This window comes from Candidatus Propionivibrio aalborgensis (assembly GCF_900089945.1).
In the GTDB taxonomy this organism is placed as follows: Bacteria; Pseudomonadota; Gammaproteobacteria; order Burkholderiales; family Rhodocyclaceae; genus Propionivibrio; species Propionivibrio aalborgensis.
In genome coordinates, this window is record NZ_FLQY01000388.1 from 1 (window position 1) to 24,133 (window position 24,133).

Below are 24,133 nucleotides of genomic sequence, written 5' to 3' on the forward strand. Positions count from 1 at the left end.
AGCGGTTCTTCGAAATCATGGGCGACGTGCTTGTAGAATTCCTTGTACTGCTCATCGCTGATTTCCGACTTGGGCCGCGCCCACAAAGCGGAAGCCTGATTGATGGTTTCATCCTCGTCGGTTTTCGACAGTGAACTCGCCCTCGCCCGCCGATTCCCATCGAACAGCCTGATTGGATTCCAGTCCGGCGCGTCGCGAGATCACGCTCAGTTCCGTATCGCTGCCCGACTCGCCACCATACAGCGCGGCATTGTTCAGCGCCTCGAAACGCAGTCTGTCGCAGGCATCGGAGGCGTTGGAGATGAGCTCTCGCAGGAATATTTCCTTGTTGCTGTACAGCGAGTGGATCATCAAATTCAACAGCTGTTTGACTTCGGCCTGAAAGCCGAGGGTCTCCTTGTTGGCGCCCATTGAAAACTCCTTGGAAATTGTAGAAATATCGAAATCTCGGATTGAACGGGACTGAATCGCGGATTCAACCATTCAATCAGAAAAAACCTGACGTATCTGGCGATGGGTGCCTAGCTTGGGGCATACCGGCCAATTTCAAGCCCTGGTGGAAAAGAGATGTCGAGGACGCAAGCGCGGTGATCAAGCTCTTTCGATACGATTGCGTCCGGCATGCTTGGCCCGATAAAGCGCATCGTCGGCGCGCGCCAGGAGACTGTCCAGATTGTCACCGGCTTGCAACCGCGAGGCGCCGATGCTGACCGTAAATCTGATCGACGGACCATCGTGGAATACAAAGCTGGATTTCTCTACCGCCTCCCGCAATCGCTCGGCAATCTGCAATCCGGCTTCGATCGAGGTTTCCGGCAACACCACAGCGAATTCTTCACCGCCAATTCGGCCCAGCAAATCGAATGCGCGGGTTTCCTTGCCGAGTACTCGGGAAAAAACGCGCAAAGCCTCGTCACCGGTGGCGTGTCCATGACGATCATTGATCTGCTTGAACAGATCGATATCGATCATCAGGACCACCAGCTCACGATTGAATCGACCCGCACGCCGCAACTCGACTTCTGCGTTATCCAAGAAATGCGCGCGATTGCTCAGATCGGTCAGTTGATCGGTCGTTGCCAGCCGCTGCAGTTCAGTAATCTGCTGCCAGCGTTCAACGGCGACTGAAGCCATCCGCGTGGCGTGGGTGATGACCATCAAATCGTTATAATCGGGCCGTTTCGTATGGGGATAAGAAATAGCGAACGTACCCAGCACCTTGCGTGCAGCGGAGAAAAATGGCGTCGACCAGCACGCCCGCCAATTGTATTGCTTGGCGAAATCCAGCCGATCAGCCCACAGCGGGCTGTTGGCGATATCCTCAACGATCACCTGTTCGCCAAGGAAAGCAGCGGCACCGCAGGAACCCGCCGAAGGCCCGATGGAAACGCGATCTACGGCTAGCGCATAGGTTTCCGGCAAGCTCGGCGCGGCGGCGTGCCGCAGGTGCTGGCCATCGGCATCGAGCAGCAGGATAGAGCACGACGAGCCGGGCAAATGCGTTTCCATGCGCCGGCACAGGGTCTCAAGCACGACGGTCAGTTCACTACCTCCGGCAATCAGTTCCAGCACATGGTGGCTGCTGACCATCAAGGCGTCGGCCCGCTTCCAGTCGGTCACATCCATTGACGCACCAATCAGCAATTCAGCGCCATCGACCTGAACCAGGCACTTGCGGGCCAGCAAGGTACGCCCATCGTCGAGCAACTCTTCGCGAACCAGAGTCTGATTGGCCGAGCGGACCCTCGCGTCGTCGGCGAGCAAACGCTTGGCGACTTCAGGGGGAAACAACTCGTCATCGGTGCGTCCGATAATTTCGGCGAGGGGCCGGCCTGTTGTCTTTGCGGACATTTCGTTGGCGATGATCAATCGGCCCTTTTCGTCCTTGACGAAAACGTTGATCGGCAGGGCGTTGAGAATGGCATCGGTCAAACTCACCTGACGGGCAATCTCACGTTGAGACTGCAGGAGTCTCTCGGTCTGCAGCTCAAGCTCGGGGAGAAGACCGTTGACGTATTCGTGCTCAACGGTATCGAAAAGGTCGCGAAAGGTCAGCAGGCCGATCGGCATTTGCCGATCATCCATCAGACCGAGATGACGGATATGATTCTGAATGAATACATCGCGTGCCTGAAGCAGCGTGGCATCGTGGCGAATCGTCACCAGCGGGAAACTGGCCAATTCACCTGCGTTCGCCTCTATCTTCTGCTGACTCAGTGCACCGACTACATCGCGCTTGGTAATAATTCCGTAGTGCTCGCCGGAACGGACGATCACGGCATCCAGATTACGCTCCAGCATCAATTGACGAACCTCACCGAAGGAGGTGTCCATTTCCACGCAATTGGGAGGTTCCTGAATCAGCGAGCCTACAATGCGCGCGCGCATAAAAAAAGCGACGCCCTGGCTACGAACCACGTCAGTTTGTGAAATGATTCCCTTATGGTGACCTTGGTCATCATTGACCAGAAAATGCCGAACTCCAGCCAGGCGAAAATGGCGGGTGGCTTCGCCCAGAGTCGTTTGTGCGGGGATGCTCTGCACCGGAGTGCTCATGAAGGTCGACACGGGTTGATCAAGGTCTGCGGTGGAATGCCAGGCGCCCGACAGGGCGTCCGATTCGGTCCAGATACCCACCGGCCTGCCTTCGTCTACCACGACAATCGAGCCACAACCTGCCTCGCACATGCGCTTAGACGCCTCGCGTACCGACATTGACGGGGCACATTCGAGCAGATCCCGCTTCATGATCCTTTCAACCGGAAAATCAACGCTCATGGTTCGATACTCCGATAGTCAATTTCCAGCACCTCTACCTCCCGCCAACCCGAAGGACACCTGAAACGCACTCTTGCGCCTTCCTGCGCACCGAGCAGTGCACGCGCCAACGGCGATACCCAGCTGATTCTTCCGCGCAGGGAATCGGTCTCGTCGACACCGACAATTTGATAGACCTGCTCAGGTCCAAGCTCCTCACTGAGGGTGACCGTGGCGCCGAAGAACACCTGATCAGCATTTTCACGGCGGGTCGGATCGACGACCTCAGATAAGTCAAGCCGCTTGGTCAAGAAACGAATACGTCGATCGATCTCGCGCAAGCGCCGCTTGCCATAGATGTAGTCGCCATTCTCCGAACGATCACCGTTTGACGCAGCCCAATGTATAACCTCTACGAGTTGCGGACGTTCGGTACGCAACAGATGATCAAGTTCTTCCTTGATTCGCGCATACCCACCCGGCGTGATGTAGTTGCGAGTTCCTTGGGGAAGCTCCGGCACGGACCCAAATTCGTCTTCATCATCGCCGTCAGTTTCACTGACAAACGCCTTGCTCATGAAATTGCGCCAGCAAGTCTGATAGAAACGGCACCAGGACTATGGCCAGCGCCGTATTGAACAGCATCAATGCTTCAATAACCGATGTTGAACGCCTCAACATCAACCCGTATGGTATCGCGCCCCAATGCCAGGGCCGTGTAACGCGCAAACAGCGTAGCCCATTCCTTGGCGTCGATAAAGCGCCGTTCGCTGGCATAACGCGCAATGTTGAGTATCTTGTCAATAATCAATACCTTGCCCATCGGGTTGCTGGCTTCGCACTGCAGGTCGGCGAACTCCTTGTCGAACCAGCGACGGGCCTCCTCCGGCGTGCCTTCAGCCAGCTCAGCCTGGGAAAACTTGTATTGGTATTGCCTATCCTTACCAAAGGAAACAGTTACGTGATAAAGCATTTGCCTTCTCCATCCTGGGCCAGGAATATCAAGATTCCCGTCTATTCTATTCGCAAAACCCCCAAAAGCCGCAAGCCCTGAATCAATGGAATAGTGTAGAACGAATCCCGAACCTTCGCATCTTGATCGCATTCATATGGAACGCACCCTCCCTCGCCGTTGTTTTTTCTCGAGGGTACGCCTACCATACCACTTGACAACCCCCAACCCGAACCCGCCACGCCCGTCCTACTGGATGCCTGTTGTATGCATTGTATGGTGGTAACGTGGTTACGGATGGAAAGATGGTTGGATTTAGATGCAGCGATTGTCAATTCTCGGATATTCGAATGATGCTGACTGAAGAGGAATCACGCCATACCCGCGCCACCTTGAATGAGCTTCAAGTGGAACACCGCGACCTCAACCTGGTCATTGAACACCTGGTCAGCACGCCGCTACCCGAGCAGGACCAATTATTGATACATCGGCTGAAGAAACGGAAATTACTGCTCAAGGACAAGATTTACCACCTTGAAAGCTTGCTGGTGCCCGACATCGAGGCTTGAAACCTTCAACCCGCTCAAACCGGCTTGACCTGACAACGATACAGCCCACGAAACGACTTGTGCTTATGCCAACGGCGACGAATCGCTACTATTCTGCCAACGGCCCCTGAATCACCCATGGCTCAAAATTCAATCGAAGTCAGCGAAGAAGGCGGCGTTCGCTACCTGCATTTCGGCAGTGACTGGGTACAAGGCGCGATGCGCATCCAGCGCCCCAATGCCCTCGAACTACCCTATACACGCGACATGATGGCCGGCCTGCTGCTACGCGCCGCGCCGTGGCCTAAAAACGCGCTCCTGATCGGCCTTGGCTCCGGTTCGCTGGCCAAGTACATTTACCATAGGTTGCCCGATACTCAAATCACGGTCATCGAAATCGACCCACAGATCAAGATTATTGCCCACCAGCACTTCAAACTGCCCGACGACCCGGCGCGACTGCGTGTCATCATCGGTGACGGCGCGACATACGTGCTGGAAGACGTAGAGGAATTCGACTACATCCTCGTCGACGGATTTGACAAGAGTGGCAGCGCGGGTGCGCTTGACACGCTTTCCTTCTACCAGGCTTGCCGCGCACATCTGACAGCGGAAGGCTTGCTGGCAGTCAACCTTCTCGGCCGTAGCCGGGGATTCCAGGCCAGCGCAGAGCGTATCGCCAAAGCGTTCGATGGTCGTTCACTGGTTTTTCCTTCGTGCAGCAGTGGCAATACTATCGCCTTTGCCACAGCCGGCAATACCGTTGATGTCACACTCGATGACCTGATCAAACGCGCAAATCACGTCGACAAGACAACCGGCCTGAACCTGAAGCCGACGATCCCAAGACTTCAAATCGATAACAAACTGATGCAGGATCGGCTGGTCATCTGAGCGCCCAATCAGCCTTTCCGTCAGCCAGCGTTATCACGTAATCAGCCATGGCCTGCACGACGCTTTTGACTTCGCCAACGGCACCCGCCAGTTCAAAGCTGACCTGCGGGTTTTGTTCGCGCAATTCATCGATCAACTGAGGCAAATCGTGTTTGAGGTGCCCCCCCTGGGCAATAAACATCGGCAGCACGATGAGGCGGCGATAGTCCTCGGCAAGCAGAATTTGGGCACAATCACGCAAGGTCGGCGTCATGAACTCCAGGAAAGCAAGCTCGACTCGCAGTTCGGGAGCCTGCGCGTGCACCGCAGCGCAAACACGGCGCATCGGCGACGCCCACTCGGGGTCTCTTGCGCCGTGGGCAAAAAGGATCAGTGCAGTTTTTGGCATGACCCGGTCATTATCGCATCAACATCATCAGCAATACCAGATTGAGAGCAAGGGACACACCGGCGATGATGCGCCAGGTCAACACGGGATTTCGCATGGCCAAGGGCGTGACTCGTGGCCGGCTCACGGGTCGGTTTGCGCCACGTTCGAGCGCCAGAAGGAACTCCTCGGCGGTTTCAAAACGCTGCCTCGAATCCTTAGACACCGATTTCAGCAAAACGTTTTCCAGCCAGCCGGGAATGTCCGGGCGGAAGCGCGTAGGCACCACCGGTTCACCGAATTTTGGATGCTGGAACGGTTCGACCTCACCGTAGGGATACTTGCGCGTCAGCAAGTGATACAGCGTCACGCCGGCTGCATAGAGGTCGTGAGCGGCCACGGCTTCCTCGCCTGAAAACAGCTCGGGCGCCATGAAGCTGGGTGTTCCCGGATTGCCCGCATTTGCCTCATCCTCGGACAGGCTGACAGCAACGCCCAAGTCGAGGATACGCAGGTTGCCGTCACGGCCGATATGGATGTTCGCCGGCTTGATGTCGCGGTGAACGATGTCCAGGCGATGCAGGCTGGAAAGCCCTTTCAGCAGACAGACGCCGTGCCGTACGCAGTCCGCCACGGTGAAGTGCAGGTCGGTATCGAGCATGCGCTGCAGCGTCGCACCTTCGTGCCAGGTTTGCAGGTAATAGAGGCAACTGCGCCCTTCCGCAGGCACGATCTGAGCGAAGAACGGCGACAGGACGCGGCGCGCGCGCCACTCTTCCATGATGAGCGCGCGGATTTCATCGGCATCGTCTGCCCTTTCCGGGCGCAATGTCTTCATCACGCGTACTTGTCCGGAGTCTTGGTCGGTCACACGATAAAGCAGGGTGGCGCGCGAATCGTGCAAGACCTCCTCGATACGCAGGCCGTCAAATTCCTGTCCCGGTTTGAAACGTGGCGGAAGCGGCAATCGTGCCGAACCTTCCAGTGAATCGCGCAGGTTTTGTTGTGGCAGTCTTTCGATCCGAATGACCACGGCACTGGCATTGTCCTGCCCATCGGCTGCCACAGCCAAACTGGTCAGCGACGCCGCCGCCTGTTGTGCGTCGGGATGGGCGAGCAGCGTGTCGCGGATACGCTCGTCTCCGAGAACGCCCCAGACTCCATCCGTACAAAGCAGGAAGCAATCGCCCTCAATCAGTTCGCCGTCGACAAAATCAAGATGGAACCGCCGATCAAGACCCACCGCGCGCGACAACACATTCTTCAGTTCCGGGTGCTCCCAGACATGGTCGACGGTGAGTTGCGCCATTGCGCCGTCGCGCAACAGGTAGGCCCGCGAATCACCAACGTGCGCACAGACGTAGCGCCGCCCGCGAAGCACCAGCACGCTCAGGGTGGTGGCCATGCCGGCCAGTTCAGGTTGACGACCGGCCTCGGCCATCACCCAGCGGTTGAGGGGAACAATTACCTTTTCCAGCGCGTGCGGCACGCTCCAGGTATCAGGCGTCGCGTAGTAATCGGAGAGCAGGCCGCGCACCGTGTATTCGGCTGCTTCGCGCCCCCCCTTGTGACCACCGACACCGTCGGCGACTGCGGCGATCAGTCCCTTATTCTCCAGCTCGACGCCTTCCGGCGTGACGACACCGCAGAAGTCTTCATTCCGTTTGCGTGGGCCGGTAAGCGATGAATGACCGAGGCTGACGGATAGCGGCATTAGCTGTTCATGTGCCCCGCATTGAAAGAGTTCTATATTCTAGCAGTGGTCAGGTGCGCAGCGCCCCATGTCGTTCTCCAGCGTGTCTTTACCCCGGTCAGTCCAGCCAGAGCCAGAACTGCCAATGCAGCAAAAATCAGGAAGCCGATCTGATAGCTGCCCGTAGCCTGCTTGGCGAAGCCGAGCGACGATGCCAGGTAGAAGCCCCCTACCCCCCCGGCCATCCCCACCAGGCCGGTCATCACACCAATCTCCTTGCGAAAACGCTGCGGCACAAGCTGGAACACCGCGCCATTGCCCATACCGAGGGCCAGCATGGCGCAGACGAAGGCAGCAAGCGCCATCCAGGCCTGTGGCAAGCCAACGCTGACAATGGCCAGGAAAATTGCCGCCACCACATACATCACGGAGAGACTCTTAATGCCGCCGATCCGGTCAGCGACGTTACCGCCAATCGGTCGTACCAGCGAACCGGCAAAAACACAGGCAGCGGTGAAGAAGCCGGCCATCCTGGCGTCCAGGCCGTACTGGGTGTTGAAATAAATGGTCAGCGACGAGGCCAGACCGACGAAGCCGCCGAAGGTAACCGAATAGAAGAACATGAACCACCATGAATCCTTGTCTTTCAGCACGTTCATGTATTCGGCAAAAGATTTCGGTGGCGGACACTCGGGAGCATCCTTGGCGACTATCACGTAAAAGACAAAAACCAGGACCAGCGGGATCAAAGCCAGACCAAAGACATTGGTCCAGCCATACGCCATGGCAAGGCTTGGCGCAATCAGTGCGGCAATTGCGGTTCCAGAATTGCCAGCGCCTGCAATGCCCAGTGCCGTGCCTTGATGTTCCGGAGGATACCAGCGTGAAGCGAGCGGCAGGGCTACTGCAAATGAGGCGCCGGCGAAGCCGAGGAACACACCCAGCACAAGCGCCTGTTGATAGCTGTGAACGCCGAATTGCCACGCGACAAACAGCGAGGCGATCACGATCACCTGGCCAATGGCGCCCGCCATCTTCGGTTTGAGATGATCGACAAGAAGTCCCATGACGATTCGCAGGATGGCGCCAGACAACACCGGTGTAGCCACCATCAGGCCCTTTTGCGCATGCGTCAGCGCGAGATCCCTAGCGATCTCGATGCCGAGAGGGCCGAGCATGACCCAGACCATGAAGGCCAGATCGAAGTAAAGAAAAGCGGCAAGTAGCGTCGGGCGATGCCCGGCCTGCCAGAAGGATTTATCAGCACGCATTCTCAGTTTCCATCGGTTGCTTCAAATTTCAAGAAAGACGGCATTGCCGTCGACGCGGGTTGGGTATCGACGCACGCAGCCGACATCCGGCGCAACCACTTCCCCGGAATCGAGATGCAGCTTCCAGCTGTGCAACGGGCAGGTAACCTGAGTGCCATGCACTATCCCTTGAGAAAGCGGTCCACCTTTATGCGGGCACTTGTCGCGCAGTGCGAAAACTTCGTCGCTCGACGTGCGAAATACGGCGATCTCGCCCTCTGCCGATTTCACGACACGCGACCCGAGTTTCGGGATGTCCTCAATATTGCAAATCATTTTCCAGTCAGCCATTCATTGCTCCGTTGTCTTCAACAATACGCTCGGCATTTCTGTCTCGCCTTCAAACGCTCAGCATTTCATATTCCTGTTTTGCCACCCCGGCAACGCGTTCCGCCCATGGATCCTTGGCGTCCTTAAGCTCGGCCAGCAGGCGGGCATAGAGCGCCTTGCGGTTATCGTCGTCTTCGACAACCTTGCTCTTGGTGTGATCAAGACCCACTCGCTCGAGGTAGTGACAGGTCCGCTCCAGGTAAAAACCTTCTTCCCGGTAGAGTTGCAGGAAGGCGCCGGCGTACTCCATCACTTCCTCGTCGTTCTTCACCTTGACGAAGAACTGTGCGACCTCGGTCTTGATGCCCCCGTTGCCACCGACATACAACTCGTAGCCTGAATCCACGCCGATCACGCCGACATCCTTGATGCCGGCCTCGGCGCAATTGCGCGGACAGCCAGAGACAGCGAGCTTGACCTTGTGCGGCGCATACATGTCGAACAGCATCTTTTCCAGCTTGACGCCCATGTTCATCGCCAGTTGCGTACCGAAGCGGCAATGCTCCATACCGACGCAGGTTTTCACTGTACGGATCGACTTGCCATAGGCATGCCCTGAAGGCATGTCGAGATCCTTCCATACACTGATCAGATCCTCCTTCTTGATGCCAAGCAGATCGATCCGTTGGCCTCCGGTCACCTTGATCGTTGGCACCTGATATTTTTCGGCGACATCGGCAATACGCCGCAGCTCGGCCGAAGTGGTCAGCCCGCCCCACATGCGCGGCACCACCGAGAAGGTGCCGTCCTTTTGAATGTTGGCATGCGCGCGTTCATTGATGTAACGCGAACGCGGATCATCCCTTGCCTCCTTCGGCCAAGTCGAGATCAGGTAGTAATTGAGCGCCGGCCGGCATTTGTCGCAACCGTCGGGCGTCTTCCACTCCATGAAGTGCATGATGTCGGCGATCTTGATCAGGTGCTGCTGACGGATCGTGTCGCGCACTTCTTGATGGGAGTGGTCGGTACAACCACACACTGGCTTCCTGTTCGACGCAGCTGGCGTGTAGGCACCACCGATGGTCGCCGAAAGAATCTGCTCGCAAAGGTTGGCACAGGAACCGCAAGACGACGACGCTTTGGTGTGCTTCTTGATATCGTCGAGCGTAAACAGCCCTTTCTCTTTGATCGCCTTGACGATAGTGCCTTTGGTGATTCCGTTGCAGCCGCAAACCTCTGCGCTGTCGGCCATTGCGGCTGCCTTGCTGTGTCCTTGATGGCCGACATCGCCGACATGGGACTGGCCGAACATCAGATGATCGCGGATTTCGTGAATATCCTGGCCGTCGCGCAACATCTGAAAATACCACGGACCATCCGCCGTATCACCATAGAGCACGCCACCTACCAGTTTGTTGTCCTTGATTACAAGTTTCTTGTAGACACCGCCCATAGCGTCGTTGAGGACAATTTCCTCGGTATCCGAACTTCCCGTAAAGTCGCCGGCGGAGAACAGGTCAATGCCCGTAACTTTCAGCTTGGTCGAAGTGACCGAGCCGGTATACCGGCCAATGCCGAAGTTGGCCAGATGGTTCGCCGCCACCTTACCCTGCTCGAAAAGCGGCGCCACCAGACCGTAAGCCACACCCCGGTGCGCCACACACTCACCCACGGCGTATATCTTCGGGTCATAGGTTTGCAAAGTGTCATTGACCACAATGCCGCGATTGCAGTAGATGCCAGCCGACTCGGCCAAAGCCGTATTCGGGCGTATGCCGACAGCCATAACCACCAGGTCTGCCGGAATCTGCATGCCATCCTTGAACCGAACCGCAGCCACGCGCCCGCTTTCGCCGGCGATCAGAGCCTCCGTCATCTTGTCCAGAAGGAATTTCAGCCCACGGTCTTCAAGCGACTTCTGCAACATCTTTCCAGCCGTTTCGTCAAGCTGGCGCTCAAGCAACCACCCGGCGGCGTGCACCACAGTGACATCCATGCCGCGCAACTTAAGGCCGTTGGCCGCCTCCAGACCGAGCAGGCCGCCGCCGATGACCACTGCGTGTTGGTACAGTTTCGCCGCTTCGATCATTTCATCCGTATCCTTGATGTCGCGATACGAAATGACACCCGGCAACTGATTGCCCGGAACAGGCAACATGAAAGGTGTTGATCCGGTAGCCAACAACAATCGGTCGTAAGACTCTTCCGTGCCGTCCTCGGCAATGACCTTGCGCTTCAAACGATCGATTCGTGAAACGGTTTTACCGGTATGCAGCTTGATATTGTTATCGGCGTACCATGAGTGATCGTTCAGAATGATGTCCTGTACCGTCATCTCGCCGGCCAGCACCGGTGAAAGCAGTATGCGGTTGTAATTGGGATGCGGCTCGGCGCCGAAGACGGTGATGTCGTAGTGGTCGGGTGAAATCTTCAACAGCTCTTCAAGCGTACGCACGCCTGCCATGCCATTGCCAACCATCACCAGTTTGGGCTTGCTCATGTTCTCGACTCCAGTAAATGCCTCTTGTTGAAGCACTTACCGCAATCCTCGTGCCAGACATTCTGTTTATTGATTTATAAGTGTATTTGCTGGAATGCAGGCCTACCTCCCGGCACGATTGCACTGTTTCAGTGCGACAGCGCACACCACAATCTCAGGATTGGTGCATGACGAGTCCGTGCTTGGAAAAGAGGGAGTGACATGCAGCCCGGCCGCCGTGCTCTCACGTGCCTGACAGGGCCCTGAAGTGGGCGCTACCATCGGCATGAGCTATCAGTTGAGGAAGCGCGTTGCGGCGTCCAGATCGTTGTATGTCGTGCTCCGATAAAGTGCGGAAACGAATTTTTGCCAGACGACGTCAGGTTCGCCCAAACGAAAACCATAGAAGCCATTGAAGCCATTCTCGTTTTCGCGCAATGCCAAAGCACGGAAATGCGCGACATCGGAGCGACCTACCTGAACGGTCAGGTCACACCAGGTATTAAGGGGCAGTGGATCGCGTGCGCGTGCCTGCAGGCCGTAGCGAGAAACTTCAATCACCTCCATCACGATTTCCTGCCGCTCATCGGATGTGGCAACGACGATACGTGCCGGACATCTCACCGAGAAACGCTGGTGACGCCGAATCGGAATAACTTCAGCACTGTCGGGAAGAGCAGGCAGAATCTTCCAGTACGCCGGCAGATCGTAAATGGAATGGAGTAAGGCCTTCTGCCTTTCGTTCAGGTTTTCGAAGGTTTTTGTCTGCACATTGAAGAAGTGATCAAGAAGCTCTGGTGTCAGTACCGGATCGTTGGTCGTAAAGAAACGTCGACTGGGAAACTGGATGTTGGGCATTTTGACTTGCGTGAAGTAAGCATAGAGATTGCGGTGCGGCGGCTTCGAAGCATAGTGCTCGCGAAAAGTGTCGAGTACTTCCTTTAAGTCCACGGTGGCGCCAATCGCCGGGGCGCCATTCACGAAGTCGTACTTTTCGACCATGGTTGCCGTCAGCCGCTTGAAGAACAGCAAGGACTCGTACATCTCGATATGGCTTGGATTGACCGCTATGACCAAGTGCCGGGTATCGAAAAAAGTCGTGCAGTACTCGTACATGAATTTCATCAGCGGGAAAAGGATGCTGCCACCTGTCTTGCGAAACTTGCGGTGAACAGCAAGTGCCGACACCTCGGCGATGAATCCTTCTTTTTGCCGCAAGGGTGTGAGATCGAAGATGGTTTGTAACGGAACGCCCAATGCGCTTTCGCGAACCAGCGAGATCGTCCCGACCACCTCTCCGTCGTACTTGGCGCAAAGCGTGGTTGTGGTCGGCAGGGCATGGTAGATCGTCACGCGCATGCCCGACGGGTCGGGCTTCATGAAGCCACTATCGACGTAGGCATCGTGCAAAACCGAGAAGCAGGCTTCAAGCTCCTCTTTGGTTTCGGCGATTTTCAATACCAGTCGTTTGCTGGGAGCAGGATTGCAATCTGCAAAAGAACGGAAAACAGCAAAGCGCTGATTGCGCGGCAACCAGGAAATCAGTTTTCTTATCGACACATGAAGGAGTTTTCGCAAACGCGAACGAAACTTCTTAAGCATTGCATCCCTCTCCGGCGGCACTATTGTTTTTTTAACTGCTGGCCTACTTCGAATTGAGTCGGCCATGATGGAGTGTGCGCTTATGGGAGTTGCAAGGCAAGGCGCGGCTACCAAGCAGAATTCTGTACCCTCAAACCGGATAGGGCACCTGATGCGTTGCCACGTCCGTTTCACGAATCCAGACCATTACAAGTATCAATCCGATCAGCGCAAAAATCGAACTCAAGGCAAAGGTCAGTTCGCCACCCAGATGATCCCATGTCCATCCGCTGATCAAACCACCGACCAGGCCACCTGCTCCGAAGGTCAGGCTTGAATACAGTGCCTGGCCGCGCGAACGGGTGCGCCCAAGAAACCAGCGATTGACCACCGTGATTGCCGCCGCATGGAACGAGCCGAAAGTCAGGCCGTGGAGTACTTGTGCAAAGACAAGCACGAACGGCTGCTCCACACCCCAGCCGATCATCATGAAACGCACCACGGCAGCGGAAAAACTCAACAGCAGAATTGTGCGCAGGCTGAAGACCCGCAACAATCGCGACATGTAGAAGAAGACCGCGATTTCGGCGAGCACACCCAGCGACCATAGGCCCCCGACTACCGATTTGCTGTAGCCGTGATCGGACAGGAAGATCGAGTAGAAGACGTACAGCGCCCCATGCGCAGCAGACATTGAAAAGCAGGCGGAGAACAGCGCCACCACGCGTCTCTGACGGAGTATTTCCAAAACCGGAGGATGATCGGCATGATGCAGAGCTGGCTCTGCCTCGGGTATCGCGACGGCGTACAGAAGCGTCCCGGCCAACGCAAACACGATCAGCCAGAGCACGCTTGGAAGCTTCACATGATCCAGCAAGGCACCAGCGCCCATGACGGCGACGATGAAACCAATGGATCCCCATATTCGGATCCGGCTATAGCGTTCCGGATTTTCCCGCAGATGCTCAAAAGTCAGCGTTTCAACCAGCGGAAGCGTTGCCGACCAGAAAAAGGACAGGACAGCCATTGCCACCAGAATCGCCTCGAAACTGCGAATATGGAAGAAGGACGCAGACGCCATCAGCGCGATCAAGCCAGCCAGGCGAATGATCGGCACCCGCGACACGAAGCGGTCCGCCAGAGTGCCCCAGAGATACGGACCGAAGAGTCGCATCAACTGCATCTGCGACATCAGAACGCTGATGTCCCAGGCCGAAAACGAAAGGGTTTGAAGATACAGCCCGAAGTAGGGCAGAAAAACGCCGATGAAGGCGAAGTAGAAGAAGTAAAAGCCGGAAAGACGCCAGTAGGGGATGCGATGCATCCGGCGATTTTACCGGACGCATCGGCCAGGGCCTAAGTTCAGTTGCTGTCCTTGTGTGCAACCAGGATCTGATAAACCTTGTCCTTGAGCAACACGCGTACTTTCTTCATTTCTTCGATCGTGAAATCGTCAACCGGGATGTCCTCTTCCTCCAGGCGCTCCACTTCACTTGTCAGGCTATCGTACTCGTCGAATATTTTGCTGAAACTACTATCAGTCTTTCTCAATGCTTGCATTACTTCCAGATACTCGGGGAACTCGCGGTGAAGCTCGTGATGCTCAACTTGCATGATCGTGCCCTCTCACTGATCCTGGCTTACCCACATCACAGCCAGAGTGGTTGAAAAATGACAGGCCTGACGGCTTGCCCGACTACTTTATCATCTCCCGGACCGACTGTTTAGCCCCCGACGCAAAGCCTTCGACAGCGCTCAAATACGCGGCGTGGCGCACACCACATCACCGCATTGCGCACGCTGGCGCAAGGCATGATCCATCAGCACCAGAGCCAGCATGGCCTCGGCAATTGGCGTCGCACGGATGCCGACGCAGGGGTCGTGACGACCATGCGTCTCGATGATCACCGACTCGCCCGCCAGATTCACCGTGCGCCGCGGCAAACGAATGCTGGAAGTCGGCTTGATCGCCATGCTCACCAGAATGTCCTGGCCGGTGGAGATGCCGCCAACTATGCCGCCAGCGTTGTTGGAGAGAAATCCCTGCGGTGTCATTTCGTCGCCGTGCTCGCTGCCCTTCTGTTCGATACTGGAAAACCCGGCACCGATCTCGACGCCCTTGACTGCGTTGATTCCCATCATCGCATACGCAATTTCAGCATCAAGCCGGTCGTAAACCGGCTCACCCCAACCTGGAGGGACACCGCTCGCGGCGACGTCTATCCGCGCCCCGACCGAATCACCCGATTTGCGCAGGGCGTCCATGAAATTCTCAAGTTGAGCAACGATTTCCGCATTCGGCGCGAAGAACGGATTGCAGTCAATCTGAGCGGCATCGGCAAAAGGGATCTCGATCGGCCCAAGCTGACTCATCCAGCCCTGAATCGTTACGCCGAAACGTTCATTCAGCCATTTCCTGGCGATCGCCCCGGCCGCCACGCGCACCGCTGTTTCGCGCGCAGACGAACGGCCGCCGCCACGATAATCGCGAAAGCCGTACTTCTGCGTGTAGGCGTAGTCGGCATGCCCCGGACGAAAACTTTCGGCGATATTGCCGTAATCCCTGCTTCGCTGATCCTCATTGCGGATCAGCAGACCGATTGGCGTACCGGTCGTTCTCCCTTCAAAGACGCCGGAAAGGATTTCCACGGTATCCGGCTCACGACGCTGTGTCACATGACGCGAAGTACCGGGCTTGCGACGGTCGAGTTGAGCCTGAATTTCAGCTTCGCACAGTTCCATCCCCGGCGGGCAGCCATCAACGACGCAGCCGATAGCCGGCCCGTGCGATTCCCCGAAGGAAGTCACCGTAAATAAAGTGCCAAGCGTGTTACCGGACATGGGCTTCTCGGGAGCGATAGAATGGAAGGGAACAGGAGAAAGTCTAACATAGCCACGACTGCCAACCGCCCAGATACCCCTTTTCCAGGCAACGACCGAAACCATGTCCGTCAAGCCGAAACAACCCGCCAGGCCGGCCCCCAAACCCAAGGCGGAACAGTGCCGCCCACCCGAACCGAATCCGTTACGGCAGGCGGATAACCGCTGGCAACGGACGGTGCGTTATGGCTGGGACAAAGGCGGCTCGCATGGCGGACGAAAGTAGGCCAGGCAGGCGACCAACAAACACCGCACGATCAGTGACCTGGTGCCTGCCATCGGATCAGCCCAGGTCAACAGGAACGAACAATTTCACATCGTTACGTTGAATAAGCAATGCCACCCGTTTTTTGGACTTGGCCACCAATCCGCGCAATTGCTCAACACTGCTGACCGGTTCGCCATTGATCGACAACACCACGTCACCGGGCCGTATTCCGGCACGAGCGGCAGCGCCAGTCGCTTTCTCAACCAGCAATCCGCTATTGCCGTCGATCTGCCGACGCTCGTCGGAATTGAGCTGCCGCAGCGCCAGACCAAGGCGCCCCTGGCTGGCTCCACCATCGTCGGCACTGGCAACGCTGGTATCCTTCTGGGCGCCGACTTTGACTTCAATTTCACGTGAACTGCCTTTGCGCCAAACCTGCAACTTGGCAGTGTCGCCGGGCTTGATGTCGGCGACTAACGGGGGCAATTCACTCGAACCCGCAATCTCCTTGCCGTTGATTGCCAGAATCACATCGCCGGGTTCGAGTCCGGCTTTGGCAGCGGGGCTTCCGTTCTCGACCGAACTGATCAATGCGCCTTTTGCGCTCTTCATGCCGAATGACTCGGCCAGCGACTGGTTCAGTTCCTGGATCATGACGCCGAGCCGGCCGCGCCGCACCTCCCCGTACTTGACGATCTGTTCTTCCACTTTCATCACGACGTCGATCGGAATGGCAAAAGAAAGCCCCTGATAGCCTCCGGTTCTGCTGTAGATCTGCGAGTTGATACCAATCACCTCGCCGGCCATATTGAACAACGGGCCGCCCGAGTTGCCCGGATTGACCGCGACATCGGTCTGAATGAAGGGCACATAATTATCGTCCGGCAAGGAACGCGATTTGGCCGAAACGATGCCGGCAGTCGCACTATTCTCGAAGCCAAAAGGCGAGCCGATGGCCAGCACCCATTCGCCGACTCGCGTGTTGGCCGCGCTGCCGATTTTCAGCGTCGGCAGATTTTTCGCTTCGATTTTCAGTACGGCAATATCGCTTGCCTTGTCGACACCCAGCACCTTGGCCTTGAACTCACGCTTGTCGATGAGCTTGACCGTCACCTCGTCGGCACCGTCGACGACGTGGGCATTGGTCAGCACAATACCGTCCTCGCGCAGAATGAATCCGGAACCTTGGCCGCGTGTGGGCACTTCGCCGCGTTGCCTCGGGCCACGGAAATGACGAAAGAATTCATAGAACGGATCATTCGGATCAAGTTCCGGAAATCCGAATGACGCCGCTGAATTTTTCGCGGTGCCGGATACACTGATATTGACCACCGCCGCACCGTTACGCGCAACAATCGCGCTCATATCCGGCAAGACGGTCATCGGAGTTGCTGCGCTGACACCCGCAGCGGCCTCTGCAGAAGCAAGCTTGGGTTGCTGCGCCGACGCCTGAGCCGGCCACAGGGCGTGCTCGCTGTTGATCGAGTAAGCACCGGTCAGAGCCGCTGCAATCGCAACGCCCACCACGCTTTTTTTCAAGGTTTTGGAAGTCATCGTCGTTCTCCTATTGTTCCAGTTGCGCAAGCGAAATGCCTAGCGATGGGTTCATCCTAAGACCGACAAACTTAAAAACAACTTAAGAAACTCTGCCATGTCCTGATCAGCAAAATTCCAAACCTCCCGGGGCAGCAAACCTCCGGCCCGGTCGATTCCGGATGTCCGCCTAAAACGGCAACTCGGATTGAACGCTGTCGGTGATGAGATGCTCTTCCTCCACCGGCCCCAAACCGCTTGCGCGAACACCAAGCAGCCGGATTCTCTGCGCCAGAGATACGCGTTTCAGGCACGCTCCGGCAGCCTTTCGAATTGCCGCTCCGTCACTCACACGAACGGGCAGGGTCAAATCCCGGGTCACCGCACGAAAATCCGCATAGCGCAACTTGATGCCGATGGTCTTGCTGGCATAGCCCTTGCATTTGAGATCATCGGCAACGCGCATACACAGCGAAGTGAAAATATCGGCGAGTTCTGCCTTGTCCTTCCTAGCGTCCAGATCGCGCTCGAAAGTGCTCTCGCGGCTGATGGACTTGGGTTCCGAGTCGATGACCAATGGCCGGTCATCAAGGCCATGCGCCGCAGCATTCAGCCAGACACCGGCGGAACGACCAAAGTGCTTGACCAGAACCTCGACGGGTGTTGCCGCCAATTCGCCGATGGTATTGATCCCAAGCCTGGCAAGTTTCCCAGTCGACTTCGGGCCGATGCCATTGACCTTCTTTACCGGCAATGGCCAGATTCGCGTAGGGATATCGGCCATCGCCAGGATCGTAATGCCATCCGGTTTCTCCAGATCCGAGCAGATTTTCGAAAGCAGTTTGTTTGGCGAGATGCCGATGGAACACGTAAGACCGGTTGCATCGAACACCGCCTTTTTGATACGCGTGGCCAGAACATTCGTCTCTTCCGTGGTGTCGCTCAAATCGACGTAGACTTCATCGATTCCACGGTCCTCAATCTTTGACGCGATGCTTGCCACGGCCACTTTGAACCTTCGCGAAAAATCCCGGTAAGCGTCGAAATTGGCCGGAAGAAGTATCGCATCCGGTGCCAACCGGGCTGATTTCATCAAGCCCATTCCGGAAAACACCCCCATCGCCCGTGCTTCATAGGTTGAGGTTGTGACCACGCCTCGCCCCACATAGTCGCGCAACCGGGCAAAACGCCAGCTGCCGTCTGGCTGACACTGTGGCTGCATCACGCCGCGCCCGCCAACCACCACTGCCCGCCCCCGCAAAACCGGATAGTGGAGCAATTCGACAGACGCAAAGAAGGCATCCATATCGAGATGAGCGATTCGTCGATTACTGTACATATGTGCAGTATATTTCATATTTCCGATTGCGGCCTTTCGAAACCGGCAATCACCCGACGAAATGGTCGATGGAGGGCTCGAAGGAGTACGAGGAATTGGGAGCGCTACTTCACCCTGAAGTGGCAACTTCAGTCTTGCAGAAGACACATCCAGACGAATAGTGCCTGTCCCTGGGACTCCGCGAGTTGTGCCAGATCGCCAAGCAGAATCAGTTGTTCCTGAATGTCTTCGGTATCCCACTGCTCGGTTTCGAACTCTTCGGTTGCAGCAACCTCGATGGCAACGTTCTCAAGCTCATCTTCATCGAGAGTTGCCAGTTTTTCCATCAATTCATCCGCTATGCGCAACACGACGGTCTCGTTTTCAGCGACATAGACCGGTTCGTAAAGGTCAAGCGCAACCTGGAGCGGATCACCGGTCAGCAGTGAATGGAGCGTGGCGATCTTGATCGTATCCAGGCGGGGTGCCTCGATGCCGCTCCATTCGTCCAAAGGATTGATCGAATCGCCAACAGCCTGATACTCATCGTCATCGGCTGCAACAATGTGCGTCACTATCTCCATGGCACTCATTCCTGATCAAGAAAATACTGGTCGGAAACACTAATTGGGAAACCCTTCCATCAACTGCTCGACAATCCATGCGGCTTCTGGCTCGGTCATGAAACGCTTCCAGGGTGGCATGGGCGTCCCTGGGCGACCGCTGTAGACGACAGCGACCAGAGAATCGACGGGTTTGTCACGCAGCGCTTCCGGCGTGAGTGCCGGCCCAAGCCCACCCTGCAGCGTCATGCCATGACACGAGCCGCAATCCTGGCGGACCAGATGCACCAGCGCACGCTGGCGCTCGGGTGACGGCGAATCAGTCGGTGATTCGGCATGGGCGAAACCGGATTGCAGCACGAGGCACAGGAGGAACAACGCAGAAAAAAACCCTCGAAACCGGTTCAAGCCGAGGGAAGAAACAACGATACGATGGATCGGGGATTGAAACACAAGCACCTCTGATTGCTCTGGATCTGGATCATTTGGCGATGATAACGCATGCCATGGAAAAGCCGAGAGATGCTCGATCTTTTTTGATTCATATCAAACAATTGCGTTTCTCGAGCGTATTTGCGGGCTATTCGAGAAAGAACTGTTGAACTGACCAAGCCTGACACTTATGCTTACACCTCGATCAAAAAGCCAAAATTCAATGACCCCGATTCAACGTTACGACAAAGCGGGAACCGTCTATCTCGTCGGTAGCGGGCCTGGAGCACTTGATCTCATGACCGTCCGCGCCACTCGTCTGATTGGGGAAGCCGATGTCATTGTCCATGATCATCTGATCGCCGATGGCGTTCTCGACCTTGTGCGTAGCGATGCGCAGAAGATCTGTGTCGGCAAACGCACGTCGAACCACACCGTACCCCAGGACGAACTCAACAGATTACTGGTACGACTGGCTCGCGAGGGGAAAATGGTTGTCCGCCTCAAAGGCGGCGACCCTTTCATTTTCGGGCGTGGCGGCGAGGAAATCGAAACGCTGTTCGAATGCGGCATACCCTTCGAGGTTGTTCCCGGAGTAACCGCCGCCGCGGGGTGTGCCGCCTACGCGGGAATACCGCTCACCCACCGCGATCACGCGCAAACCGTAAGCTTCGCCACCGGCCATCTCAAGGATGGTAGCGTCGACCTGGATTGGCAAGCCTTGGCGCGCCCCCGTCAGACTTCGGTCTTCTATATGGGAATCGGCGGCATCAAGGAAATATGCAGCCAGATGATGGCGCACGGCTTGCATGGCACGCATCCGGCTGCCGTGGTCCAGAACGGCAGCACCGCAAGACAACGGGTCGTCACGGCAGACCTCGCGACGCTGCCGGCCAGGGTTGCAGAAGCCGGCATCACTTCGCCGGCGCTGATCATTGTCGGAACTGTCGTCAGTCTGCACAAAAAGCTGGCGTGGTACGACCCGGTGCCCGAACCCGAAGCCAGGAACATGCTCAAATAGTCAGGCGAGCATACGCGCCACCATCGCCTTCCCAGCAAGCGCGACGCTTTAGAATAGGCGATCACCCCGACTCCAATCGCCCAGTATTCACACTCGGAGGAAACACCAGATGCCTGGTCAGCCATCGCGCATTCGCAGAGTACTCGACAGCGGTCTAGTGCTTTTTGCGCTTCTATCCAGCCCGCTAGTCTGGGCAGAGACGCCCGCACCGCCCGAGATACCGATCCCGCAGACGCTTGAACAGGCCGATGCGCAGCGCGACCGCGCCAAACAGTTGCGCGACGAAGCAGACAGAAATTACGAATCCGAACAGAAAGCCTGCTACAAGAAGTTTCTGGTCAGCGGCTGCCTGGACGAAGCAAAACAGCGCCACACGCAATCAATGATCCATGCACGCGAACTCGACATCCCGGCGCGCGATTTTCAGCGTGAAGCAAAGCGCGCCGAGGTTGAAGCCAAGGAGGCAGAACGTGCCGCAGATATTCCCAGCCGCGAGGCCGAGCAGAAGGAGCAGGCCGAGAAATATCGTGCAGAGGAAGCGGCCAAGGCCGCGAAACGCGCACAAAAGAAGGCGGACAAGGAACTGAAGGCCGCCGAGAACCGCCAGAAAATGGCTGCTGAACAGGCCAAACGACAGGCCAAGCTGGAAAAACGAGCGAAGAAGGACGCGGAACGCGCTGCAAAGAAAGCCCAGGAGGCGGCCAAAGCTGAGGCCAAGGCGGCGGCAAGCGCGAACTGATCAGCCGAGCAAGGATTACCTCGCCGAAAAGATATCAGCCACCGCTGAGCGCCTGCGCGATGATCAACTCTCCGCCGTCATTTAGCGCTTGCGCGGGATCGTGAATTTGTTCGCCGTCGAAGAAGAAACGAATGTGCGGCCTTATCCTCTCCCGCTCGTCGATCATGCGGAAACGAATACCTGGGTAGCACCGGTCAAGGTCGGCGAGAACGTCGGCCAGCGTGGCGCCGACGGCTTCCACTTTGCTGTGCCCGGTGTAGGACTGAAGCGCGCTGGGGATCATCACCTGCATGCGTCTTGCCTCGCTACTCCAGCTCAGCGGCTTCCACAGCGTAGATTTCCGGCAGGTGCCGCGCAATGCACTCCCACTCACGGCCTTCGTCGCGGCTGGCCCATAATTCACCACTGGTGGTTCCGAAATACAGCCCCACCGAATCCTGCCTGTCCGCCGTCATCGCCTGTCGCTTGACGGTCCACCATGCCTGGCTTTGCGGCAGACCGCCGTCGAAACGCTGCCATGACGCCCCTCCGTCGCGGGTCCCGTAGACGGCCGGCCTGCCCTCCGGGCTCGTCCGCGGCCACACCCGCGTACCGTCCATCGGAAACACCCAGGCGGTGTCGGCGTTACGCGGATGCACGACCATCGGGAAGCCGATATCGCCGACCGCTTTCGGCATGGCGTTGCCGATACGCACCCAGCGATCCGAAGGCCGATCAAGGCGATAGATGCCGCAATGGTTCTGCTGGTACAGGCGATCCGGATTGCTCGGGCACAGGCGCACGCAATGTGGGTCGTGAAATGCGATTTCCGCCGGGTCGAAACTTTCGACGACTTCCATGCCCTCGACCAGCGGCGCGAACGTCGCGCCACCATCGAGCGATTCATGCACCCCGCCGCCCGACATGGCGAAGTAGAGGTGCTTTGAATCGCGCGGATCGACGATGATCGAATGCAGCTTCGGCCCGTCCGGCGTGCCGTCCTGCACGCTGCCCATCCATTTGCGGTATTGCGCATCGTCATTGATGCACGAGAATGGCGCCCAACTGACGCCGCCGTCACCGGAACGAAACAGACCCTGCGGCGAGGTGCCGGCGTACCAGACGCCCGGCTCGTCGGCAGGTCCCGGCGCCAGCCAGAACGTGTGATCGACGGCGCGGGCTTCCATGCCCGCGACCGGCGGAGCAAAAGCCGGCGGTTGCTTCGCTTCCTCCCAAGTCTGGCCGAGGTCGGTCGACCGGAAAATTGTCGGACCGAGGTGCCCGGTCTTCGCCGCCGCAAGCAACGTGTGGCCATCGCGTGGATCGAGCACCAGATGGTTGATGATGTGCCCGAGAAAATGCGGGCCATCGACGCGCCAGTTCCGGCGCTGTGCATCGCCGTGAAACAGCCACGCGCCTTTGCGGGTAGCCACCAGCACCAGTAGCCTGCGCGCGTTCGGGTTCGAAATATCGGTAGTCATCGCGTTTCCTTCCAGAGTGAAACCATGTCACTGCGCCTGCTGCACCTGCTGTTGCGCTTCTGCCGCAGCAACGGTCTCGCGAATCGGCCGGATCGGCCGCACTTCGATGCTGCCGACCCGCGCCGGGGGTATCTTCGCAGCAACCTGGATTGCCTCGTTGAGATCGGACGCCTCGATCATGTAAAACCCGGCGAGCTGTTCCTTGGTTTCGGCGAACGGGCCATCGGTAACGACCAGCGTGTCATTGCGGATACGCACGGTCGTTGCGGTGTGCACCGACTGCAATGCTTCCGATGCGATGCACTGCCCGCTGTTGCGAATCGACCGATCATAGGCTACGCATTCGGCATCGGGCAGTTCATCCAGCCGATTTTCATCAAGGTAGACAAGGCACAGATATTTCATCGTTCACTCCGGATTTGAATTGCCGCTATTGCATCGAATGCAGGCCGATCATATTGCCCTCGCTGTCCAATGCCAGCGCGATGAAACCGTATTCGCCGATCGAAAACTTTTCGCGCTGAATGCTCCCTCCGGCAGCAACGACACGGGCTGCTTCGACGGCACAATCCTGGCAAATGAAGTAGATCAGCACGCTGTTGCGACCCGACGAAAAGCCTTCCATCCTGACCAGCGCTCCCCCGGCACCCCAGCGGTCCATAACCATCGGAAAACTCCACATGTCGATGTCGGGCGTGTTGAGTTTGTCGAGTTTGATCTGGAAAACCGATTCGTAGAACGTCTTCGCTCGCCCCATGTCCTCGACGTATATTTCAAACCAGCCGACGGGATTGTGTTCCACATTGCAAGTCATCATGTCTCTCCTGGCAAGTTGATGGTTCGGTGCAACGGCTCCAGCGGGTGGACACGCGGCGAACCGCCGAGTTCGCCAGGCGGCGTCATCAATCGCATAAAGCCCTGCTCCTACCCGTGGTCGAACGGGGAAACGCCAAATCGACAGAGTTGCGAAATATATTTCGGCGAGCGCTGGCGCCGATGGATTTCAGAAGCAGGCCAAACGGGAAGTCATCCGCCGAGTTCAGTCAGGCGGCGCTCAAGGAATCGTCGTTCCGGCAACTGGCGGGCAAGTTGCAGCGCACGCCGATAGGCCGCCCGGGCATCTTCGCG

General features: G+C 57.1%; 24 protein-coding genes and 1 pseudogene. 4 read left to right on the forward strand and 21 right to left on the reverse strand.

Annotation, left to right across the window (positions count from 1 at the left end):
* The 4 genes and pseudogenes from PROAA_RS17385 to PROAA_RS17400 form a co-directional block, all read right to left on the reverse strand.
* A pseudogene (locus PROAA_RS17385) lies at positions 1 to 411 on the reverse strand (molecular chaperone HtpG); the annotation flags it as partial.
* Positions 412 to 591: 180 nt separating this feature from the next.
* A complete protein-coding gene (locus PROAA_RS17390; RefSeq protein WP_186412552.1) occupies positions 592 to 2,778 on the reverse strand; it encodes a diguanylate cyclase in 2,187 nt (728 codons plus the stop codon).
* Complete coding sequence (greB, locus tag PROAA_RS17395) at positions 2,775 to 3,335, reverse strand: transcription elongation factor GreB (protein ID WP_186412553.1); 561 nt, start codon at positions 3,333 to 3,335, stop codon at positions 2,775 to 2,777. Before greB ends, PROAA_RS17390 begins: the two co-directional genes overlap by 4 nt.
* A gap of 74 nt (positions 3,336 to 3,409) precedes the next feature.
* Positions 3,410 to 3,730 carry a hypothetical protein gene (locus PROAA_RS17400; RefSeq protein ID WP_186412554.1) on the reverse strand — a complete coding sequence of 107 codons (321 nt, stop codon included), beginning with the start codon at positions 3,728 to 3,730 and terminating at the stop codon, positions 3,410 to 3,412.
* Between the two features lie 329 nt (positions 3,731 to 4,059).
* Here PROAA_RS17400 and PROAA_RS17405 point away from each other — a divergent pair, with 329 nt between their 5' ends.
* Together PROAA_RS17405 and PROAA_RS17410 are read left to right on the forward strand one after the other, a co-directional pair.
* Entirely contained in the window at positions 4,060 to 4,278 is a 219-nt protein-coding gene (locus tag PROAA_RS17405) for a DUF465 domain-containing protein (protein ID WP_222102347.1), read from the forward strand.
* Between the two features lie 117 nt (positions 4,279 to 4,395).
* Complete coding sequence (locus PROAA_RS17410) at positions 4,396 to 5,151, forward strand: fused MFS/spermidine synthase (RefSeq protein WP_186412555.1); 756 nt, start codon at positions 4,396 to 4,398, stop codon at positions 5,149 to 5,151.
* Here the strand turns inward: PROAA_RS17410 and PROAA_RS17415 are convergent.
* The 13 genes from PROAA_RS17415 to PROAA_RS17475 all read right to left on the reverse strand — a co-directional run bounded on the left by PROAA_RS17415 (position 5,144) and on the right by PROAA_RS17475 (position 19,713).
* Entirely contained in the window at positions 5,144 to 5,539 is a 396-nt protein-coding gene (locus PROAA_RS17415) for a sirohydrochlorin chelatase (RefSeq protein ID WP_186412556.1), read from the reverse strand. The two genes, PROAA_RS17410 and PROAA_RS17415, sit on opposite strands and share 8 nt — an antisense overlap.
* Before the next feature lie 10 nt (positions 5,540 to 5,549).
* Positions 5,550 to 7,232, reverse strand: a complete 1,683-nt coding sequence (locus tag PROAA_RS17420; protein ID WP_186412557.1) for a bifunctional protein-serine/threonine kinase/phosphatase — start codon at positions 7,230 to 7,232, stop codon at positions 5,550 to 5,552.
* A 32-nt stretch (positions 7,233 to 7,264) separates the two neighbouring features.
* On the reverse strand, positions 7,265 to 8,482 hold the full coding sequence (locus tag PROAA_RS17425; RefSeq protein ID WP_186412558.1) for a nitrate/nitrite transporter: 1,218 nt from the start codon (positions 8,480 to 8,482) through the stop codon (positions 7,265 to 7,267).
* A gap of 21 nt (positions 8,483 to 8,503) precedes the next feature.
* Positions 8,504 to 8,812: a nitrite reductase small subunit NirD gene (gene nirD / locus PROAA_RS17430; protein ID WP_186412559.1), complete on the reverse strand. Its 309-nt coding sequence runs from the start codon at positions 8,810 to 8,812 to the stop codon at positions 8,504 to 8,506.
* A gap of 49 nt (positions 8,813 to 8,861) precedes the next feature.
* The gene (gene nirB / locus PROAA_RS17435; RefSeq protein WP_186412560.1) at positions 8,862 to 11,291 is read right to left on the reverse strand and encodes a nitrite reductase large subunit NirB; all 2,430 of its coding nucleotides are present in this window, start codon (positions 11,289 to 11,291) and stop codon (positions 8,862 to 8,864) included.
* A gap of 273 nt (positions 11,292 to 11,564) precedes the next feature.
* Complete coding sequence (locus tag PROAA_RS17440; RefSeq protein WP_186412561.1) at positions 11,565 to 12,872, reverse strand: GNAT family N-acetyltransferase; 1,308 nt, start codon at positions 12,870 to 12,872, stop codon at positions 11,565 to 11,567.
* A 130-nt stretch (positions 12,873 to 13,002) separates the two neighbouring features.
* Positions 13,003 to 14,175, reverse strand: coding sequence for an MFS transporter (locus tag PROAA_RS17445; RefSeq protein WP_186412562.1), 1,173 nt, complete (start codon positions 14,173 to 14,175; stop codon positions 13,003 to 13,005).
* 38 nt (positions 14,176 to 14,213) lie between these two features.
* Positions 14,214 to 14,465: an HP1242/YdcH family protein gene (locus tag PROAA_RS17450; protein WP_186412563.1), complete on the reverse strand. Its 252-nt coding sequence runs from the start codon at positions 14,463 to 14,465 to the stop codon at positions 14,214 to 14,216.
* 141 nt (positions 14,466 to 14,606) lie between these two features.
* Positions 14,607 to 15,692, reverse strand: coding sequence for a chorismate synthase (aroC, locus tag PROAA_RS17455; RefSeq protein WP_186412564.1), 1,086 nt, complete (start codon positions 15,690 to 15,692; stop codon positions 14,607 to 14,609).
* Positions 15,693 to 16,014: 322 nt separating this feature from the next.
* Positions 16,015 to 17,493, reverse strand: a complete 1,479-nt coding sequence (locus tag PROAA_RS17460; protein WP_186412565.1) for a DegQ family serine endoprotease — start codon at positions 17,491 to 17,493, stop codon at positions 16,015 to 16,017.
* 169 nt (positions 17,494 to 17,662) lie between these two features.
* Entirely contained in the window at positions 17,663 to 18,829 is a 1,167-nt protein-coding gene (gene dinB, locus PROAA_RS17465) for a DNA polymerase IV (RefSeq protein WP_245664334.1), read from the reverse strand.
* A gap of 110 nt (positions 18,830 to 18,939) precedes the next feature.
* Entirely contained in the window at positions 18,940 to 19,374 is a 435-nt protein-coding gene (locus PROAA_RS17470; RefSeq protein WP_186412566.1) for a hypothetical protein, read from the reverse strand.
* A gap of 39 nt (positions 19,375 to 19,413) precedes the next feature.
* Positions 19,414 to 19,713: a c-type cytochrome gene (locus PROAA_RS17475; RefSeq protein ID WP_281182286.1), complete on the reverse strand. Its 300-nt coding sequence runs from the start codon at positions 19,711 to 19,713 to the stop codon at positions 19,414 to 19,416.
* Positions 19,714 to 20,008: 295 nt separating this feature from the next.
* On the opposite strand from PROAA_RS17475, the gene cobA reads away from it, so the two are divergent.
* Both cobA and PROAA_RS17485 read left to right on the forward strand, forming a co-directional pair.
* On the forward strand, positions 20,009 to 20,806 hold the full coding sequence (gene cobA, locus PROAA_RS17480) for a uroporphyrinogen-III C-methyltransferase (RefSeq protein WP_186412567.1): 798 nt from the start codon (positions 20,009 to 20,011) through the stop codon (positions 20,804 to 20,806).
* A gap of 109 nt (positions 20,807 to 20,915) precedes the next feature.
* On the forward strand, positions 20,916 to 21,545 hold the full coding sequence (locus tag PROAA_RS17485; protein WP_186412568.1) for a hypothetical protein: 630 nt from the start codon (positions 20,916 to 20,918) through the stop codon (positions 21,543 to 21,545).
* A gap of 34 nt (positions 21,546 to 21,579) precedes the next feature.
* Here PROAA_RS17485 and PROAA_RS17490 read toward each other — a convergent pair whose 3' ends face one another.
* Genes PROAA_RS17490 through PROAA_RS17505 form a run of 4 tightly spaced genes read right to left on the reverse strand, consistent with a single transcriptional unit; the run spans position 21,580 to position 23,822 of the window.
* Positions 21,580 to 21,837: a MoaD/ThiS family protein gene (locus tag PROAA_RS17490; protein ID WP_186412569.1), complete on the reverse strand. Its 258-nt coding sequence runs from the start codon at positions 21,835 to 21,837 to the stop codon at positions 21,580 to 21,582.
* A gap of 13 nt (positions 21,838 to 21,850) precedes the next feature.
* Positions 21,851 to 23,005, reverse strand: coding sequence for a WD40/YVTN/BNR-like repeat-containing protein (locus PROAA_RS17495; RefSeq protein ID WP_186412570.1), 1,155 nt, complete (start codon positions 23,003 to 23,005; stop codon positions 21,851 to 21,853).
* 27 nt (positions 23,006 to 23,032) lie between these two features.
* Complete coding sequence (locus PROAA_RS17500) at positions 23,033 to 23,410, reverse strand: YciI family protein (protein WP_186412571.1); 378 nt, start codon at positions 23,408 to 23,410, stop codon at positions 23,033 to 23,035.
* 25 nt (positions 23,411 to 23,435) lie between these two features.
* Positions 23,436 to 23,822, reverse strand: a complete 387-nt coding sequence (locus tag PROAA_RS17505) for a VOC family protein (protein WP_245664335.1) — start codon at positions 23,820 to 23,822, stop codon at positions 23,436 to 23,438.
* Positions 23,823 to 24,133 lie beyond the last annotated feature (311 nt).